The sequence below is a fragment of the Pradoshia eiseniae genome (genome assembly GCF_002946355.1).
In the GTDB taxonomy this organism is placed as follows: Bacteria; Bacillota; Bacilli; order Bacillales; family Pradoshiaceae; genus Pradoshia; species Pradoshia eiseniae.
Window position 1 is genome coordinate 138,973 of record NZ_PKOZ01000003.1, and the last position, 17,995, is coordinate 156,967.

Here is a 17,995-nt window from a genome sequence, read left to right on the forward strand (position 1 = left end):
CTTCAGAGTGATCTGGAGTCCTTTTCTTTAGGTTAGCCAAGCCGCCCGCGGATGCTTTTCAGCCATTTGAGCGCCTCTTTATTCTTTTTCAGCATCTTTGGATTGCGTGCCAATGTCGTATACGGCTTTTTCTTTAGTTTATTTTCTTCTTTTCTTGTTCCCACTCGCCTTCTTGCTCCATTCTTCGCTGCTTTTCTATAGGTTATGCTCAATTAATGAGAATACCCACTAATATTTTGTTATCAATTGTATGTAAAGTCATAGGGAAACAAAAAAGGGGCAGAATCAAAGGAATCCCGCACCTTAAAATCTTTGTTATTGGTCCTTATTTGACCGATTGAATATAGGCTAAAGCCTTTTTATTCAGCTCTTTTAATCTTTTTGTCTGCTTGCTCATTGACTTATTGGAGAGATGTGTCCGCTTGACGCCAATTGAAGAACCGCTTGCGAGTAAGTCCGACTGATTTACCGTCTCGATATTCATCCGCTCTCTTCGTCTTTGTTTCATTTCGAATCCCCCTAGCCAATTCATCCTCCTATTATTATACCATCATTTTACATAAATGAATCATATATATGTACCAAATTTGCCGCATGAATCCCGTCTATTTCAATTGGACTGCCTTTCCCCTTCTTAATTACGACAATGAAGTGGTACTCGGGAAGCTGTATAGGGACAATGAAGGTCTCCTCCTCCTCAAGAGTGATGATTTCACTGTTATAGATGGAGGCAATATACTCTTCAAGCTTTGATTCCTCCAACCCTATATTATGAATATCATTCATAAGCAGCAGCTCCTGGCGAATTTTCTCTTGGATAGAAACCTCCAGGTCCGAACTATAATTAATATCATATTGCCGTACATCGAGCATTAGTCCAAAACGGTCTCCATATTGCTGCAAATATTGTTCAAGTTCAGTCATATACTCTTCATTCGTCTCAGGTATTGGTTTCTTTGCGAAGTAATAAATCGCATCCTGTACCAAGTAGGACATAAAGCTAACCTTTGCCATTGTGTCTCTGATCAGCCGCTCATTCTCTTTCAGCGTTTCTTCAAGGAGTTCGGATCCGTTCAGAAATTCAGCCTGCCAAATTCTCAAGATGCTAGGTGTCAAAAGGACAGCTAAGTCAGTAAACACGACAATGGATGCCAAGCTCACGACATATGGCCAATCATCAAGGTCAAGACCCCCAAAAACGACCCCGCTGCCAGTTGTTGCAATGAAGATTGTATATAATATTCGCCTGTGTTTCTTTAAATTCAAGTCAAATTGACTTGGCTTCAGTATCGCGCTCAAGCAAGAATAAATCGCAAATAGGACGATGAGTGCAACGCAAATTTTCCCTACCATCAGCATCTCCCCTGAATTTGTATTCAACAACTCCATTGTACCATTAATTACCAACATATGAATTGTCATAGCAGTAGGACATTCGATTGGTTTTTAGACATGTCCCTTCCATATTTTTGATTGTTTTAGGAAATCATGGGTAATGTATAAACTATATTGGAAAACCGGAGGTGCATTATGTCGAAGATCCCAACGTATTCAAAATCTTATTGGACAGAATATATCGACCGCAAGGAAGCGCACTCTTACCCCCAGGCTGTAAAGGATAACGAAACAGAAATCGTCATCATCGGTGCAGGTATCGTTGGTGTCCTGTCTGCTTACGAACTTGCCAAAAGAGGGCGTAAAGTCATCCTGCTTGAAGCAGACCGAATCCTCTATGGAACGACAGGACATACAACAGCCAAAATAACGGCCCAGCATGGCCTATTCTATGATGAGCTTATTCGAAAATCAGGCGAAGAGGCTGCAAAACTTTACTATAAAGCAAATATGGATGGCTTGAATTATATAAGACAAGTCATAAAGGAAGAGAACATCGATTGTGACTTCTCAGAGCAGACAGCCTACACCTATGCGGTAACAGACGAGTATGATGAAAAAATCAAAGCTGAATTCAAGGCATACGAGAAGCTTGGCATTGATGGAGAGCTTCTCTCCGAATTGCCGCTTCCTTTCCAGATTAAATCAGCTGTATCGATGAATGGGCAAGCTCAGTTTCATCCACTCAAGCTATTAAGCAATTTGTTAGTTTCATTCGAACAATTAGGCGGAGCCATCTATGAGCAGTCACCTGTCAAAGATATTGAAGAAGATGATTCTGGCCTTCATGCGATTCTTAAAAATGGACATCGTATAAGCGGACAGAAAATCATCATAGCCACTCATTATCCTTTTTACGATATGTTGGGCTTGTATTTCTCCAGGCTCCACCCGATGCGCTCCTATATCGTCGCGGCAACGGTTGAAGAGGAAATTCCAGACGGGATGTATATTAGTGCTGATCAGCCTACACGCTCACTTCGCTACACAGATTATGATGGAAGGAAGCTGTTGCTCATTGGCGGAGAAAGCCATAAAACAGGTCAATCTGAAGATGAATTATCCTGTTATAACGCTCTGGAATCCTTCACAAAGGATTATTTCACCGTAGATGATTTTCCTTACCGATGGTCAGCACAGGACTTGGTTACCTTGGATAAGCTTCCGTATATCGGGCAATATTCCTCATCAAAGGAGAACCTCTTCATTGCGACAGGATTTGGAAAATGGGGGATGTCAAATGGCGCCGTAGCCTCCATGCTTCTATGCGATTTAGCAACTGACCAGGAAAATCCGTATGAAGAATTGTTTTCACCAAGCCGTTCTGAGACAAACCTGCAGAGTGCTTCAACCTTCGTGAAGGAGAATGCAAATGTAGCCAAGGAATTAATCAAAGGAAAAATAAGTCCAGATGATGTTGATCCAAATGATTTAAAACCAAATGAAGGCGGTCATATAAAATTCAAGGGCAAGCGAGCCGGTGCTTACCGAGATGAGAATGGCTCTTTATGCATCTTGGATACGACATGCACCCATATGGGCTGCGAGGTAAACTGGAATAGCGGCGAACGCTCATGGGATTGTCCATGTCACGGCTCGCGCTTTGACACTAATGGGGAGGTACTCGAAGGTCCTGCCGTTGACCCGTTAAAAAAGCTCAATTAGCTAAAAAGACACTGAGAACATATAAAATACCCTATCAGATAGACACTTTGAAAAAAGGTCAACTGATAGGGTTCTTTGTTTATCATGAGCGTTTGTTCCTTCAAGCCGGGCATTTCCAGCTTGCAACTTCAAATTTCATGTTACCATATACGCCTCTTCGTTAAGATAACCGTTACTACATTCTTCACAGCTCGGGACTTGTCCCCTATAGACAGCTCCCATACTAGTTACGTGGATTTATATCAATTTTATGTTTGATATCATCTCCATACCATATTATAGCGGGGAGTATTATTCGCTTAACTTCTTCATTTCGGTTAACAGATCATTATAAACAGCTATTTCCTCCAATAAACCAATCTCCGAAAGTAATTCTGTGCTTAATGTTCCCGTCTCGATTTTTTCTAAATACAGCTCAATCTTGCTTGTTAGTTCCTTATTATGCTCGACCACCTGATTATGGATATCATCTAACATAGCTGGTGCTTCAAGTACATTAAACCCTTCAATTTCGCTTTGCATTTCCGTTAGTAATTCTTCTAATTGGATTTTTGAATTCAAATCGGTTACGGCGGCTTCTGCAACAGCAGGTAATTCGTCTGCGAATTGATTTAAATCATCAATGTAATCTGTCGCTTCCGTCACATAATTCAAAGAATCTGATACTTCTTCTATTGCTGAACAACCCGTTAGAAAAATGACCATGGGCAAAACAAGCATAGATAATAATTTCTTCATTCTTTTCCCCCATTCATTCGTCAGTAAGACAAAATATTTATTGAAAACACTCTCTTCAAGCAACAATGAATGTTTATATCCTTTTTAAATTTAATAAATGAATTGCGCCAAACCATATAACTATTTTACAACTTTCGGAAGTAAGAAGCGCTATAATTGCTCAAACATAAGGATAATCAATTAACCAAAAATAACGATTGTAGATCCATTTAGTAAGTTTTCTTCACGATATTCCCGCTTCTCCACTGCAACAATTATCATGGCTAAGGAAATGAAAAAGCTGCCGCCTGTAAAAACAGACAGCAGCTTCTATAAGGTATCTCAGCTTTCTCAATTGACTTTATCATCTTCGCGATTCAAAGAGTCTTACTTATTAATATGGTTCAGCATCATGTCCCATGTCTTCCGCTTTTTTCACAGCTTCATCAGCCTTAGGAGAGCTAGTGACATCCTGCTGTTCCATCTCCTTCAAGGCATTTGCCAAGCCTTCCCTCACTCGGCGGCCATATTCTTCATCCGCTTTCGTGAAGTGCTCGATCATTTTTTCTTGGATGATTGGGGCACATACCTTTAGAGCGTTGACTAGGTTGTTAATGAGATCATCTTTTTCCCAGTCCTCAAAATTACGATATGTTTCACCTGCTTGCTTGTGATCATTAGCCCGCTCTATTCTTTGTCTGACAAGACGCTCATTGTAATGAGGCTCGTGATCTTTCCCTTCTTTTTCTGCTTCAGCGAATCCGCCGAGATTAGTCGGTTCATAATTGACATGAGGATTAGATTCATTGGCAAAATCAACGGAATAGGTCATTTGACCATCGGATTGATTTGTCCTTACCTTCGTTTTCGGTGCATTAACCGGCAATTGAAGATAATTAGGGCCAACCCTGTATCTTTGTGTATCTGAATAAGAGAAGGTGCGTCCTTGCAGGAGTTTATCATCCGAGAAATCTAACCCATCCACGAGTACCCCTGTACCAAAAGCTGCCTGCTCAACTTCAGCAAAATAATTAACTGGATTACGATTGAGCACCATTCTTCCGACAGGCAAGAATGGGAACTGATCCTGCGGCCATAATTTTGTTGGGTCTAACGGGTCGAAGTCTAATTCAGGATGCTCATCGTCGCTCATGATTTGCATGCATAGCTCCCATTCAGGATAATCACCGCGCTCAATTGCTTCATACAAATCCTGTGTCGCATGCGCAACATTAGTGGCTTGGATTTTCTCTGCTTCTGCCTGGGTAAGATTTTTGATTCCTTGTTTAGGCTCCCAATGGTATTTAACGAGAACGGCTTCCCCATCCTTGTTCACCCATTTATACGTATTGACACCTGAGCCTTGCATTTGTCTGTAATTCGCTGGTATCCCCCAAGGAGAGTGCAGGAATGTAGCCATATGGATGCTTTCAGGTGAATTAGAGAAGAAATCAAACATTCCTTCAGGATGCATAAGATTTGTGACCGGGTCAGGCTTAAACGCATGAACCATGTCTGGGAATTTAAGCGGATCACGGATGAAGAAGATTTTTAAGTTATTACCGACTAAATCCCAATTCCCGTCCTCTGTATAGAATTTGACCGCAAAGCCGCGCGGGTCACGAGCCGTTTCGCTCGATTCACGGGCACCCGTCACTGTGGAGAAACGAATAAAAACCGGCGTTTGCTTCCCAGCTTCCTGGAACAGCTTCGCTCGGGTATATTTAGAGACTGGCTCGTCCCCAACTTTTCCGTAGGCTTCAAAATAGCCATAGGCACCGGCTCCTCTTGCATGGACGACCCTCTCTGGAATTCGCTCCCTGTCAAAGTGCGATATTTTTTCAAGGAAATGATAATTCTCTAAGGTCATAGGACCGCGGTTTCCAACCGTCCGGACATTTTGATTATCCGTAATCTTATGACCTTGACGATTGGTCAGTGCATCTTCCTGCCGATTTTCTTTTCCGTTTTGATTTTGATTCATTTCGTCTTTTGATCGATCCACTAGTATTCACCCTTTAAAAAGTTAGCATCATTCCTCACTTCCCTTTGGGGAAATAACATAAACTTATTCTTAGTTATTTTTTACCTTTTAAGATACTTTTTGCTAATAATGTGATTGAATCTGGAATTTCTTTAAACTGATTTTCTCCCTATTAATCAAGTCCTTATAATGTCCCTGTATCTATCCCGGCATTTAGGAATTCCTTAAAGACAGCGTGATATTTTTGATTTTTTCCTGTATAGTACTCATTAGTTAATTTAGCTAATAAATGTAAACGAGATGATAAACATGACCATTAGCCTTGCCCTTTTGGCAGCGGTATTTGCCGCCTTAACCTCCATTCTGGCCAAAATCGGCATCACAAATGTTGATTCCAATCTTGGCACAGCTGTGCGAACAATCGTTGTTCTTATCATGGCAGCTATAGTCGTTCTCATAACGGACACTTGGCATATGGTAACTTCCATATCCATTAAATCATGGACTTTCATTATTCTCTCAGGGCTGACGACTGGTTTGTCATGGCTTTGCTTCTTCAAAGCCATCCAGCTCGGCGATGTATCAAAGGTCGTACCTATCGATAAATCCAGCATTGTCTTGACTATCATCCTTTCCTTCATCATTCTTGGAGAGCCTGCAGCCCCAATGGTTATCATAGGAGGTCTTTTAATCAGCATTGGTACATTCATCCTCATTGGAAGAACAAAGAAGAAAAAGAATGTCAATCTGAAACAGTCATACATATTTCTTGCTCTCATGTCCGCTGTCTTCGCTGCCTTAACAAGTATCCTCGCCAAGATTGGCATTGAAAATGTTGATTCCAATCTTGCTACGTTTATTCGGACGATTGTTATCCTCGTCTTTGCTTGGGGAATTGTTTTTTGGCAAGGCACAACCCATGAGATAAGGAAAATCACGAGAAAATCCTTCCTGTTCCTCATCCTTTCTGGAATAGCGACTGGCTTATCCTGGCTTTGTTATTTCGGGGCTATCTCACTAGGCAGAGTTTCAATTGTTGCGCCGATTGATAAATTCAGCACTGTTCTTACGATGATTCTCGGCGTCATCGTATTAAAGGAAAAGCTATCGAAAAACACAATCATTGGTGGCCTAGTCATTACGGCCGGCACGATTTGCCTCATTCTATAAGTCAAAATGCAAAACCCCCTTGGGATTTATTCATCCCAAGGGGGTTTTCTAAAATGGACAATGATTTATGGTTTAAAGGGTTATTTCTCTCCCTGAAAGCTGTTCAAATTCTTTCGTAATATATTCTTGCCCTTTGTCAAACTCTTTCAGCAGCTGCTTTAATCGCTTAGCTCTCTTATACTCTTTAATTTTCTGCTGATAGACATCTGCAGTAACGGAAAAGTCAACCTTCCGCTCCGCTTTTATGATTTCAATTCCAATCATGCTTTTCAAACCTGTGTTAGTTACAATCTTTTCCATTAAAAACCACCTCATAAAAAACGATGCTAAAAAATCATGATTTAATATTAGCACACTATTTTTTATGATAATGGATTACTAACAAAACTGTTAGAAAAATGGACCTGACTGTTATATAGCAGGTCAGATTAGTCGTATAAATCGGAAAAATTCACCACCGCCAAGCAGCAGGCTATATACATCACTGGATGTGCGAATACGCTTTTTTTAATATTCCCGAATCTCATAGCCGACATTTTTAATCGTGCTGATGATTTCTCGTCCCAGCTTTCTCCTGATACGATTAATGGTCGTATTGATAATATCTTCGCTCATCTCTCCATGCTCAGACCAGATAGCTTCCCATAATTCTTTCTTTGTAACAATCTGATCTCTATGGTCGAGAAGGTACGTTAATACCTGCATCGGAATTTTTGATAGCGTTTCAACCGACCCATCCTTTAGCGTAATCGTTCCTTTCAACGGTTCTATTTTATGTCCTGCATGGATATATTCATGGCTTTTTCTTACCCTATTATCCATTAGATTTTTGATATTCAATACAAGTTCCTTGTAACTGAATGGTTTTGTAAAATAAAGCAGCGCACCCTCTTGCAGCCCTCTTAATCTGGCATCAGATGAATCCGCACCTGTCACGAGAATGAATGGTATATTTTTCTTTCTCCTTATAATCGAGGCTGCTTCCAATCCATCAATTATGGCTCCGTGAATGGTAATATCAAATATTAACAGGTCGTAGTCATATTGATCACAAGCAATGATGGCTTCTTCTGGATCATCAAATTCATCCACCTTGTATCCTTGAAGTTCCAATCTTTTCTTGAGAACTGCTCTTGCTACTGGCTCATCCTCTAATATTAACATTCTCATGACAAATCACCTCTTAACTAAATAACCAATAACTTTTTTGATATAACTTTTATAAATATAATACATAATGTATGGATTTTAAAGCAGTTTAAGGAATCAAATTATCATTATTGGATAAAAATAATACCGAGTTACTCAAAGGATTTTCACTTTTTAAACCCTCTTTTCCATATTTTTCTCAAAATACGACTTGAATTTCGAATAAAAAACGAATAATATATTAAGGGTCGTTACAAACGTTCGGATTTAGACGAAATATATTTTGGAGGTTTCCATTTTGCTCGAAAAATTCTTTTCTATTTCAAAACATCAATCTTCTGTCAAAACGGAAGTCCTAGCAGGGATTACTACCTTCTTTACAATGGTCTACATTGTTATTGTTAACCCGGCTATTCTTTCTTCCTCTGGAATTCCATTTGACCAAGTCTTCATGGCTACGATCATTTCGGCCGTTGCCGGTACGCTGATTATGGGTTTATTCGCAAAATACCCAATCGCTATAGCTCCAGGTATGGGCTTGAACGCCTACTTTGCTACAGTAGTCGGAGCGCACGGATTAAGCTATCAAGTAGTTCTTGGCACGGTATTTATTGCCGGATTGCTCTTTATCCTATTGAGCTTTACAAAGCTTCGTGAAATGATTATCTCTTCCATTCCCCCTGCCATTAAACATGGGATCTCAGCAGGGATTGGCTTATTCATTGCTTTCCTAGGTCTAAAGCAGGCACAGATTTTGGTTGCTAATGAAAGCAATCTAGTGGGCCTTGGTGATTTGACGGCTCCGCTGCCGCTCTTAACGATTGTCGGTTTAATCATTACACTTATTCTATTAGTAAGAAATGTGCCTGGTGCTTTCTTCATCGGCATGATTATCACGGCCGTGATTGGTTATTTCACAGGGATGCTTGAACTAACTGGATCTGATTTAATTCCATCACTGCCTCCTATGCCTGTCTTCTTTGATATGGACATCGCAGGAGTATTCACGAATGGGTTATTTGCTGTCGTATTCTCTTTCTTGCTAGTCACGATTTTTGATACAACCGGAACAATGGTCGCTGTATCTGAACAAGCAGGACTAATGAAAGACGGAAAACTGCCAAGAGCGAAGCAGGCCTTCCTAGGCGATTCTATTGCTACAACTCTAGGGGCCATGTTTGGTACAAGCCCTTCAACAGCCTATGTTGAATCTTCTACCGGCGTTGCCGCAGGAGGAAGAACCGGATTAACGGCTGTCACTGTCGCTGGCTTGTTTGTCTTAGCGATGTTCTTCTTCCCATTCATTTCGGCTATTTCTAGCTTGGCTGCCATTACATCACCTGTTTTGATTATTGTTGGCTGCTTCATGATGGGTCACTTGGCGCAAATCAACTGGGGTGAATTTGACGAGGCATTTACAGCCTTTATCATCATCCTGACCATGCCTATGACTTCTAGTATCTCAACAGGGATTGCGTTTGGATTTATCCTTTATCCGTTGCTTAAACTGTTCAAAGGCAAAGGGAAAGAAGTACCAGTGCTTATCTATGTGTTTGCGGTATTATTCTTAATTCAGTTAATTTGGTTCCCTTCGCACTAATCAGCAAAAAAAGCTCTCATCCCCGCAGGATGAGAGCTTTTTTACGCTTTATCTCTTAGTTCGTCATTAAGCTTAAATTGCCTATTGGCAAATTTGCGATAAAGAGCGTGTGATTGCATGAGCTCATGATGTGTGCCAACACCTGTTATTCTCCCCTTCTCAAGGAATATCAGCTGGTCGGCGTCAATGACCGTTGACAGCCGATGGGCGATGATCAATGTCGTCCTTCCTTCCATCAGCTTCTCCAAGGCTTGCTGCACGAGCTGCTCGGATTCACTATCCAGGCTTGATGTTGCCTCATCAAGCATCAATAGGCTAGGCTGACGAAGAAGGGCCCGAGCGATAGCAATCCTTTGGCGCTGTCCGCCTGAAAGCTTCAGCCCTCTCTCCCCTACCTCTGTATCAAATTGAAGGGGGAATTGTTCAATAAAGTCCAGGGCATTCGCCATCCTTGCGGCATACAATAACTCCTCCATCTCCACTTCTCTTTCAATGCCATAGGTAATATTATCTCGTATCGTGCCGCCAAGAAGCGGGCTTTCCTGCGAGACATAGCCGATATGACTTCTCCATGAGTGAAGGGAGTACTCATCAATCTTGCGCTCCCCTATAAAAATGCCTCCTGAGGTTGGCTGATAATATCGTTCAAGCAACTTGAATAAAGTTGTTTTTCCGCTCCCGCTCGGACCTACGACAGCGGTCACTTTTCCTGCCTCAATGGTTAGATGGATATCCTCTAGAATCAGTTCTCCATCGTCATAGCCAAAGCATACATCCTGAAATCGAATCGGCTGTTTTGCATCCTCAAGCTTCGCTCCCTCAGTCAATACCTCTTCCTTTTCATTCAAGATTTCAATAATACGGGTTGTCGCACCAATGGATTTTTGCAATTGAGTAAAAAACGTCGTGATCTGCCCCATTGGCATGATAATTTGAAATAAATATAAGATAAACGCCACTAATGAACCCGCCGTGATGATGCCGCTTGAAACCTGCATCCCCCCGTAGCCAATGACTCCTACCAATGCAGCCATCAGCACAAGCGTGATGATGGGTGATACTAAGGCAAGGACTTTAGCCTCTTTTTTGCCCAGCCTAAATAAGCGCATGATCCCTTCTTTTCCCCTGGCCGTTTCGATTCCTTCTGCGTTTGAAGCCTTCACAAGCTTTACCTCTGGCAAGACCTCATTCAATACCCCTGTAAACTTGCCTGTCTCTTGCTGAGTTTCCTTAGATATATGGAGCATATACCTTCCAATCGGGATCAGTATGGCTGCTGCTACCGGGAATACAATGAAGATTAATAAGGTAAGCCTCCAGTTCATCACAAACAAGATGATAATCGATCCGATGACGGAAATCATTCCGGTGATGGCGCCAATTAAATGAGTCGTAATCAACTCCTTCACAACCATCGTATCATTTGTCATTCTGCTGACCATCTCACCAGAACCGACTTTATCCAGGAATGAGACGGGCAGCTTAATTAACTTTTGATAGAGCAGCTCCCTTAAGCCTGCGATAATTCTTTGCCCATTCAGCCCAAGAACATAGGTTGAATATGCGTTTAATACTGCCTGAAGAAGAAAGACAGCAATAATTCCCGTCACCTGTCCCGCAGTTAGATTTGAAACACTGAAGCCATCGACGAGGTTTTTCGTCAGGATAGGGATTGTTAACCCAACAAGCGTCGTCAAGATACTTAATATAAGGGCAATCCCAAGCTGCCCATAGGATGGATTTGATTGATGAATCAGCCGGATAAATCGGCGATAACTGCCTTTTCGGCTATTTTCCTTTTTCAACGATTGTTTCTCGCTCCTTTCCCGCTCGGTCTATTTAATTCCACTTACCTCCATTATACCTTCAAAAAATATAAATCACTCGCTCTATGCCAATCCTCACCAGCTGCAGTAATACAGGATAGGAAGATTCATTGCTGCACATACTTACTATATTCTATAGCTGTTCGTCCAAACCATTGGCACGAACTTATCAAGGGAGCTGTAAGAGGTGCGGAAATTATTTCGTTATTTAACTTCATTTAAGGGCCCCATTGCTTTAGTCATCGGGCTAGTATTCATTCAATCCATGGCCGAGCTCTACCTTCCAACTTTAATGGCCAAGATTATTGATACAGGTGTCATTAAGCATGATATTCCCTTCATCTTGAGAATCGGAGGGATGATGCTGCTCGTCGCTTTTGCCGGCACGATATGCTCTGTAAGCGCAAGCTATTTCAGCGCTAAAGTTGCTATGTCATTCGGAAAAATGCTTAGGTCAAAGGTATTCACACATGCTGAAGGGTTTTCCCTTCTTGAATTTGGCCAAATCGGGACAGCTTCCTTAATCACAAGGACAACCAATGATATCACCCAAATTCAAGTCGTGGTAAACATGATTCTTCGCATGATGATATCGGCGCCATTGATGGCGATTGGCGGAGTCATTATGGCTGTATCCGTTAATCCTGGCTTATCAAGTGTCATTGTCATCTCTGCCCCCCTCCTGCTCACAGGGATTGCCTTCGTCATTTGGCGCGGAATTCCCCTCTTCAAAAAGGTGCAGATACGTTTAGATGCAGTGAACAGAGTATTGCGGGAAGGATTAACGGGCGTTCGCGTCATTCGTTCCTTTAACAGGATTCATTATGAAAAGAACCGTTTTCGAAAAGCTAATGCTAATTTGCGTGATACGACTATCAAGGTTAATAAGCTTATAGCTGTTCTCATGCCCTTTATGATGCTCGTCATGAATTTCACAACGATTGCCATCGTCTGGTTTGGCGCAATCAAGATAGATGCCGGGAATATGATGGTCGGGGATTTAATGGCCTTCTTGCAATACGCCATGCAAATTATGTTTTCCATGGTCATGCTGTCAATGATGTTCATCCTGATTCCGAGGGCATCTGCCTCAGCTTCAAGAATCAATGAGGTTCTCGCCATTAAGCCAAGCATCGAAGAAAAGCCTGCCAATCATGAGAGCCGTATGGCTGGCACGATTGAATTCAAAGATGTCAGCTTTCATTATCCAGGTGCCGAAAAGCCAGCATTAAGAAACCTTTCCTTTACTGCAAGACCAGGGGAAGTCACGGCTATTATTGGCGGAACAGGTTCTGGCAAATCCACCTTATTGAAATTAATCCCCCGATTCTATGAACCAAGCTCAGGCTCAATCCTTATTAATGGGGTTCCAGCAAGTGATTATCCGCTAGAGGTATTGCGCAATAAGATTGGCCTCGTTCCGCAAAAAGCCGTTCTTTTTACCGGGACGGTGAAGGAAAATATCCGTTTTGGCAATGAACGGGCAACAGACGAGGAAATCGTTCATGCCGCAAAGGTCGCTCAAGCATTCGATTTCATCTCCGCGATGAACGATGGTTTTGACAGTCTTATCTCACAAGGCGGAACAAATGTTTCAGGCGGACAAAAACAACGCTTATCAATCGCAAGGGCGATCGTTAGAAAGCCGGAGATTTATTTATTTGATGACAGCTTCTCTGCCCTTGATTTCAAAACGGATGCTAATCTTCGCAAAGCCTTGAAAAAAGAGACAGGCGATTCCACTGTCCTCATTGTAGCTCAGCGTGTATCTACCGTGAAGGACGCAGACCGGATTATCGTTCTCGATGACGGCAATGTAATGGGAATTGGAACCCATGAAGAGCTGCTGAGGATGAATGCAACCTATCAAGAGATTGTCAAATCCCAATTGTCCGAGGAGGAGATCGCGTGAGCAAGATGGCGAAGCATGGCTTTGGACCGCGCGGCGGGCATGGGGGTCCCGTTGAGAAAGCAAAGGACTTCAAGGGATCCTTGAAAAGATTGATTACTTATTTAATCCCATATAAATGGAGGCTTTTGGCGGTCTTTCTCACAGCCATTCTAAGTACTCTTTTTACTATTTTGGCTCCAAAAATACTGGGAAAAGCGACAACGAAAATCTTTGAGGGAATTGTCTTAAAGATGAAGGGAGTGCCAGGCGGGGGCATAGATTTCCATTATATTGCCCGAATCCTCATACTGTTAGGCCTGCTATACTTATTCAGCTCCCTTTTCACCCTAATACAAGGGTATATCATGGCAAGTGTAGCTCAAAGGACCGTCTTTCAATTGCGCGAGGAAGCAGAAGACAAGATCAGCCGCCTACCGCTCAAATATTTGGATCAAACGACAACCGGAGAAATTTTGAGCCGCATAGTCAATGATGTAGATAATATTAGCACCACCCTTCAGCAAAGCTTAACACAGATTATCACAAGCATCGTTACCATTATCGGCGTTATCATCATGATGCTCTCCATAAGTGTATCCTTGACGATCATCCTGCTGTTAACCTTACCCTTAAGCGGGATAATCGCCGTTTTTATCGCCAAGAAATCACAGGGCTTTTTTGCGAGCCAGCAAAATATACTTGGACAATTAAATGGACATGTAGAAGAAATCTATACCGGTCACGAAGTCGTAAAGGCCTTTGGCCATGAACATAAAGCCATTGAGGAATTTGATGATATCAATGAACGGCTTTATCAGTCATCCTGGAAGGCACAATTTATCTCTGGTGTGATCATGCCGCTTATGCAATTCGTAGGTAACATAGGGTATGTCCTCATTTGTGTCGTGGGCGGGATTTTTGTGGCCAACGGGCGCATTACCGTTGGGGACATTCAAGCATTCATCCAATATGCCCGTCAATTCTCCCAGCCTATTACACAGACCGCCAATATTGCGAATATCCTGCAATCGACAATAGCCTCTGCCGAACGAGTCTTCGAACTGCTTGATGAACAGGAAGAGGAACCAGAGGCGATAAATCCTAAAACGATTCAGCACCCTCTTGGACAGGTGTCCTTTGAGCATGTTGATTTTGGTTATAGTCAGGATCAGTTATTAATCAAAGATATGAATATTAGCGTAAAACCGGGCCAAAAGGTCGCCATTGTGGGTCCAACCGGGGCTGGTAAAACAACGTTAATCAATTTATTAATGCGCTTCTATGAACTTCAAGGCGGCGCCATTCGTATAGACGGTGTCAATATAAAGGACATGAAACGCTCAGAGCTTCACAGCTTATTTGGAATGGTCCTGCAAGATACATGGCTATTTAATGGGACCATTGCCGAAAATATTGCTTACGGAAAGGTGAATGCAACAAAGGATGAGATCATGGATGCCGCTAAGGCGGCACATGCAGACCATTTTATCCGGACCCTTCCGGAGGGCTTTGATACCATTTTAAATGAAGATGCCACAAATATTTCACAGGGACAAAAACAGCTTTTGACGATTGCTAGGGCGATTCTTGCCAATCCAGCTATTCTGATTCTCGATGAAGCGACTTCAAGCGTTGACACTAGAACGGAACTCTATATCCAAAAGGCGATGAATCGCTTAATGGAGAACCGAACTAGCTTCGTCATTGCCCATCGCCTATCCACCATTAAGGATGCCGACCTCATTTTGGTGATGAATAAAGGAACAGTGATTGAACAAGGAACACACGAAACCCTTCTCGATCAAAAAGGGTTCTATGCAGACTTATATAATAGCCAATTCGCTGGCTGAGCAAGATAGAATCCAACACTTTAAACTAAACTGCACTCCGTTTATTAGATGTATCTAACAAATGGAGTGCGGTTTTTCTAATGGAACAAAAAAACAAATTAGTGAGGGAGTTTGTTGCGTTCTCCCCGTTCTAGTTCTTATAGCAGACTTGCTTGTAGAAGTCTTGCTAGGCTTCAGTAATATGAAATTTAGATGGCATAATTAAAAATGAGACTGGTCTAATACCAAACCCATTCCATAATTGCCCCTAGCTTTTATAGGTCCATTCAATACATGACTCGGTGATTTAATGAACCAATTTGCCAGAAAGAATTATCTGCCTTTTAAAAATATTTATAATATATTCGTTATTTTGAAATTGTGATGGAATATACAAAATTTTATGATAATATAATAATAGATTACATAAGCTAAGGAAGGTGAGTGATATGCGTTCAGACCAGCTGTATAACCAATTAATGAATGAACTGCGAATCAATTATCAAAACTATTATGATTACCATATCATATCAACACCTGATTTCAATAAACGGAGAAACTCACTGATTCTCCGCTTACGGATGGTTTCTTATGAAAGAGAAGCACAAATGAGCAAGCAGCATCACTATTCTTGATTAAAGATCGAAAATCAACTAAACCTCTGTTTATTCCCATATTACAGAAAAACTTGGCTGTGTTCGCCAAGTTTTTTTCACACTAAATTATAATTTTAGTATAATTTCTTCAGCTCGATAAGCTCCTTTGCCAGATTTTCAATCCGCTCCTTTTCTTCCTCATTCGTGATTTCATTATTTGGACCGAAGCATGATGTATGTAAGAAAACATTATTCAAGGGCAGGATGGCCTTAAAATACGAAAGGATTGGCTTCAGCTGATATTCCGTCATTAAGAAATGTTTCTCAGAGCCGCCGTTTGTCACAATACCGGCTACTTTCCCTTTAAAGCAATTCGGTGCAAGATGATCAAAAACATTCTTTAGAACACCCGGAATCGATGCTTGATAAATGGGTGTTCCAATTACAATCACATCAGCCTCATTTAACTTATTGACCACGTCTTGTGTATCTTGATTATATTCAGAGAAGGGCACACCTCGCACAAACTCCACGTCATAATTGCGCAAGTCCACCAATTCCGTAACTACGGATTCATCATAATGATTAATGGCCGTTAACACTTCCTCAACGGATTTCGCTGTTTTCGCTCCGATGATTGCTCCCGATAAACCGACTGCTTTCATTCTTCTTCATCCTCCTAAAACTATGTACTTCCGTTTAAATATCTTCATAATGATTTCATCATACGATGATGAAAAAAGATTATCCACTATTCCGCTTTTTCATAGAAAAAGACCCTTTCCTAATTCCAGAGAATTAGTCAAGAGTCTGGGTAACCTGTAATCAGGATATCTTTATAATCGTTATTGCCTTCTAATATCATTTTGGCAAATGGACAGACTGGGATAATCAGTCTATTTTCCGAGCGGGCATGTTTTACCACTCGATTAATTAATTCACGGCCAAGCCCCCTTCCTCTATACCGTTCGATGACAAGTGTATGATTAATTAGAATAACTTTATGCTCATGCTCCCTTACACAAGGAACAAATTCTATTTGAGCAACAATATGACCGTCCATCGCTATATAAAATTCTGTTTTTGTATCAGCCATTCGCATCACCTTCCAGCAGATGTTTGCCTCTAGCCATGACTGGACGCCCAATGCTTCCAGAATGCCCTCCAGGCATCTCTGTTCATTTGAGAATATGCGCCTGACAGCAGATTAATTCCAAATAAATATCATTATAGATATATAGCCTTGGCTTGAGCCCTCAACGAGTGATACATTGACCAATCTAGCCCATCAGGGAATTAAGCATGTCCATGTCACCATGCTTCACAGCTGACTGTCTGAAACACTTGAGGAATTAGAAAAGGAAAATAAGCAAAACATCTTGAATAATGGCGGGAAAGAATATCACTATCTGACAGCCGCGAGTGTTGATCCTCTTTTCATCGATTGTTTAGCCAGTATTCTCAGTCCCTATCTTTATGCCAGACAGGATTAAGTACTTAATGCTGCCCGTTATAAATGACGGGCAGCATAGCCGATTCAAACCAGAACAAGATCTAAGCTCGGCCAACCATAGCCCACTTCCTGCAATTCCTTTCCCGAAATAATGAGCTTTTCTTTAAAGAAAGGCTTTCCCCCAATTAATTCATAAAAACATTTAGACGGATTCTCTTCAATCACCCAAACCAGCATATTCGTTATATGCTGATTCCTCATTTCACGAATCAATTCCTTAACTAATTTCTTGCCTACCCCTTTTCTTTGACAATCCTTCAAAAGATAGATGGCATAAAGTTCTCCTTCAAAAGGGGATTTTCCGCTCCTCTCTCTTCCGCCGCTGATATAGCCGATGATTCGTCCACCCTCCAGTTCGGCAACCAGGACAATGGAATCCGGGTTCTCAATGATCAAGCGCCACTGCCTTTCTCTTTTTTCGAGTGACATTCCGTTTAAATATTGATCTGGAACAATCCCCTTATAGGTAGAACGCCAGCTTTCCACATTCACTTCCGCTATATAAGGCGCATCTGCAGGGACCGCCTGCCGAATTCTCATCTGCATCACTTCCCTAATTGTTTTTGTTGAAGTATTTTTTTGGAATTCGACATAACAAACGGTAAATCCTCCCTTTTCTTCTTTCAATCTTCCTGTATAATTTACAATATATAGTAAAAA

At 41.6% G+C, this 17,995-nt stretch carries 18 protein-coding genes; 7 read left to right on the forward strand and 11 right to left on the reverse strand.

Going from position 1 to position 17,995, the window contains the following annotated elements; genetic code table 11:
• Positions 1–32: 32 nt before the first annotated feature.
• The 3 genes from CYL18_RS19095 to CYL18_RS07620 form a co-directional block, all read right to left on the reverse strand.
• Positions 33–212, reverse strand: a complete 180-nt coding sequence (locus tag CYL18_RS19095; RefSeq protein ID WP_146102829.1) for a hypothetical protein — start codon at positions 210–212, stop codon at positions 33–35.
• Between the two features lie 113 nt (positions 213–325).
• Entirely contained in the window at positions 326–508 is a 183-nt protein-coding gene (locus CYL18_RS07615; RefSeq protein ID WP_104848894.1) for a hypothetical protein, read from the reverse strand.
• 47 nt (positions 509–555) lie between these two features.
• A complete protein-coding gene (locus tag CYL18_RS07620) occupies positions 556–1,353 on the reverse strand; it encodes a type II toxin-antitoxin system SpoIISA family toxin (RefSeq protein ID WP_161497100.1) in 798 nt (265 codons plus the stop codon).
• A gap of 177 nt (positions 1,354–1,530) precedes the next feature.
• Between CYL18_RS07620 and CYL18_RS07625 the strand changes: the two genes are divergently transcribed.
• Entirely contained in the window at positions 1,531–3,060 is a 1,530-nt protein-coding gene (locus CYL18_RS07625; RefSeq protein ID WP_104848896.1) for an FAD-dependent oxidoreductase, read from the forward strand.
• Positions 3,061–3,351: 291 nt separating this feature from the next.
• On the opposite strand, the gene CYL18_RS07630 is transcribed toward CYL18_RS07625, so the two are convergent.
• On the reverse strand, positions 3,352–3,864 hold the full coding sequence (locus tag CYL18_RS07630; protein WP_104848897.1) for a DUF6376 family protein: 513 nt from the start codon (positions 3,862–3,864) through the stop codon (positions 3,352–3,354).
• Positions 3,865–4,171: 307 nt separating this feature from the next.
• Positions 4,172–5,761 (reverse strand): catalase, encoded by a 1,590-nt coding sequence (locus CYL18_RS07635; protein WP_104849069.1) that lies wholly within the window; start codon positions 5,759–5,761, stop codon positions 4,172–4,174.
• Positions 5,762–6,070: 309 nt separating this feature from the next.
• On the opposite strand from CYL18_RS07635, the gene CYL18_RS07640 reads away from it, so the two are divergent.
• The gene (locus CYL18_RS07640; protein ID WP_104848898.1) at positions 6,071–6,931 is read left to right on the forward strand and encodes an EamA family transporter; all 861 of its coding nucleotides are present in this window, start codon (positions 6,071–6,073) and stop codon (positions 6,929–6,931) included.
• Positions 6,932–7,003: 72 nt separating this feature from the next.
• On the opposite strand, the gene CYL18_RS07645 is transcribed toward CYL18_RS07640, so the two are convergent.
• A complete protein-coding gene (locus tag CYL18_RS07645) occupies positions 7,004–7,231 on the reverse strand; it encodes a hypothetical protein (RefSeq protein ID WP_104848899.1) in 228 nt (75 codons plus the stop codon).
• Positions 7,232–7,438: 207 nt separating this feature from the next.
• A complete protein-coding gene (locus CYL18_RS07650; RefSeq protein WP_104848900.1) occupies positions 7,439–8,101 on the reverse strand; it encodes a response regulator transcription factor in 663 nt (220 codons plus the stop codon).
• A gap of 277 nt (positions 8,102–8,378) precedes the next feature.
• Here CYL18_RS07650 and CYL18_RS07655 point away from each other — a divergent pair, with 277 nt between their 5' ends.
• Entirely contained in the window at positions 8,379–9,680 is a 1,302-nt protein-coding gene (locus CYL18_RS07655) for an NCS2 family permease (RefSeq protein ID WP_104848901.1), read from the forward strand.
• A gap of 41 nt (positions 9,681–9,721) precedes the next feature.
• Here the strand turns inward: CYL18_RS07655 and CYL18_RS07660 are convergent, their stop codons facing one another.
• A complete protein-coding gene (locus CYL18_RS07660) occupies positions 9,722–11,485 on the reverse strand; it encodes an ABC transporter ATP-binding protein (protein WP_104848902.1) in 1,764 nt (587 codons plus the stop codon).
• A gap of 208 nt (positions 11,486–11,693) precedes the next feature.
• Here CYL18_RS07660 and CYL18_RS07665 point away from each other — a divergent pair, with 208 nt between their 5' ends.
• From CYL18_RS07665 to CYL18_RS07675, 3 genes are all read left to right on the forward strand, one after another.
• Positions 11,694–13,418, forward strand: a complete 1,725-nt coding sequence (locus tag CYL18_RS07665) for an ABC transporter ATP-binding protein (RefSeq protein ID WP_104848903.1) — start codon at positions 11,694–11,696, stop codon at positions 13,416–13,418.
• A 5-nt stretch (positions 13,419–13,423) separates the two neighbouring features.
• Complete coding sequence (locus CYL18_RS07670; RefSeq protein ID WP_104849070.1) at positions 13,424–15,247, forward strand: ABC transporter ATP-binding protein; 1,824 nt, start codon at positions 13,424–13,426, stop codon at positions 15,245–15,247.
• A gap of 428 nt (positions 15,248–15,675) precedes the next feature.
• Positions 15,676–15,861 (forward strand): hypothetical protein, encoded by a 186-nt coding sequence (locus CYL18_RS07675; protein ID WP_104848904.1) that lies wholly within the window; start codon positions 15,676–15,678, stop codon positions 15,859–15,861.
• A gap of 95 nt (positions 15,862–15,956) precedes the next feature.
• On the opposite strand, the gene CYL18_RS07680 is transcribed toward CYL18_RS07675, so the two are convergent.
• Both CYL18_RS07680 and CYL18_RS07685 read right to left on the reverse strand, forming a co-directional pair.
• On the reverse strand, positions 15,957–16,487 hold the full coding sequence (locus tag CYL18_RS07680) for an NADPH-dependent FMN reductase (protein WP_104848905.1): 531 nt from the start codon (positions 16,485–16,487) through the stop codon (positions 15,957–15,959).
• 137 nt (positions 16,488–16,624) lie between these two features.
• Complete coding sequence (locus CYL18_RS07685; protein ID WP_161497101.1) at positions 16,625–16,918, reverse strand: GNAT family N-acetyltransferase; 294 nt, start codon at positions 16,916–16,918, stop codon at positions 16,625–16,627.
• Positions 16,919–17,153: 235 nt separating this feature from the next.
• On the opposite strand from CYL18_RS07685, the gene CYL18_RS19695 reads away from it, so the two are divergent.
• Positions 17,154–17,315 carry a ferrochelatase gene (locus CYL18_RS19695; RefSeq protein WP_146102835.1) on the forward strand — a complete coding sequence of 54 codons (162 nt, stop codon included), beginning with the start codon at positions 17,154–17,156 and terminating at the stop codon, positions 17,313–17,315.
• 44 nt (positions 17,316–17,359) lie between these two features.
• Here the strand turns inward: CYL18_RS19695 and CYL18_RS07690 are convergent, their stop codons facing one another.
• Positions 17,360–17,875, reverse strand: a complete 516-nt coding sequence (locus CYL18_RS07690; RefSeq protein WP_104849071.1) for a GNAT family N-acetyltransferase — start codon at positions 17,873–17,875, stop codon at positions 17,360–17,362.
• Positions 17,876–17,995: the final 120 nt, after the last annotated feature.

Excerpts from the sequence above, each read along its gene's own strand:
- CYL18_RS07615 (WP_104848894.1), bottom strand. The coding sequence starts at position 508 with ATGAAACAAAGACGAAGAGAGCGGATGAATATCGAGACGGTAAATCAG.
- CYL18_RS07620 (WP_161497100.1), bottom strand. The coding sequence starts at position 1,353 with ATGGTAGGGAAAATTTGCGTTGCACTCATCGTCCTATTTGCGATTTAT.
- CYL18_RS07625 (WP_104848896.1), top strand. The coding sequence starts at position 1,531 with ATGTCGAAGATCCCAACGTATTCAAAATCTTATTGGACAGAATATATC.
- CYL18_RS07635 (WP_104849069.1), bottom strand. The coding sequence starts at position 5,761 with ATGAATCAAAATCAAAACGGAAAAGAAAATCGGCAGGAAGATGCACTG.
- CYL18_RS07640 (WP_104848898.1), top strand. The coding sequence starts at position 6,071 with ATGACCATTAGCCTTGCCCTTTTGGCAGCGGTATTTGCCGCCTTAACC.
- CYL18_RS07645 (WP_104848899.1), bottom strand. The coding sequence starts at position 7,231 with ATGGAAAAGATTGTAACTAACACAGGTTTGAAAAGCATGATTGGAATT.
- CYL18_RS07650 (WP_104848900.1), bottom strand. The coding sequence starts at position 8,101 with ATGAGAATGTTAATATTAGAGGATGAGCCAGTAGCAAGAGCAGTTCTC.
- CYL18_RS07670 (WP_104849070.1), top strand. The coding sequence starts at position 13,424 with ATGGCGAAGCATGGCTTTGGACCGCGCGGCGGGCATGGGGGTCCCGTT.
- CYL18_RS07675 (WP_104848904.1), top strand. The coding sequence starts at position 15,676 with ATGCGTTCAGACCAGCTGTATAACCAATTAATGAATGAACTGCGAATC.
- CYL18_RS07680 (WP_104848905.1), bottom strand. The coding sequence starts at position 16,487 with ATGAAAGCAGTCGGTTTATCGGGAGCAATCATCGGAGCGAAAACAGCG.
- CYL18_RS07685 (WP_161497101.1), bottom strand. The coding sequence starts at position 16,918 with ATGGCTGATACAAAAACAGAATTTTATATAGCGATGGACGGTCATATT.
- CYL18_RS07690 (WP_104849071.1), bottom strand. The coding sequence starts at position 17,875 with ATGAGAATTCGGCAGGCGGTCCCTGCAGATGCGCCTTATATAGCGGAA.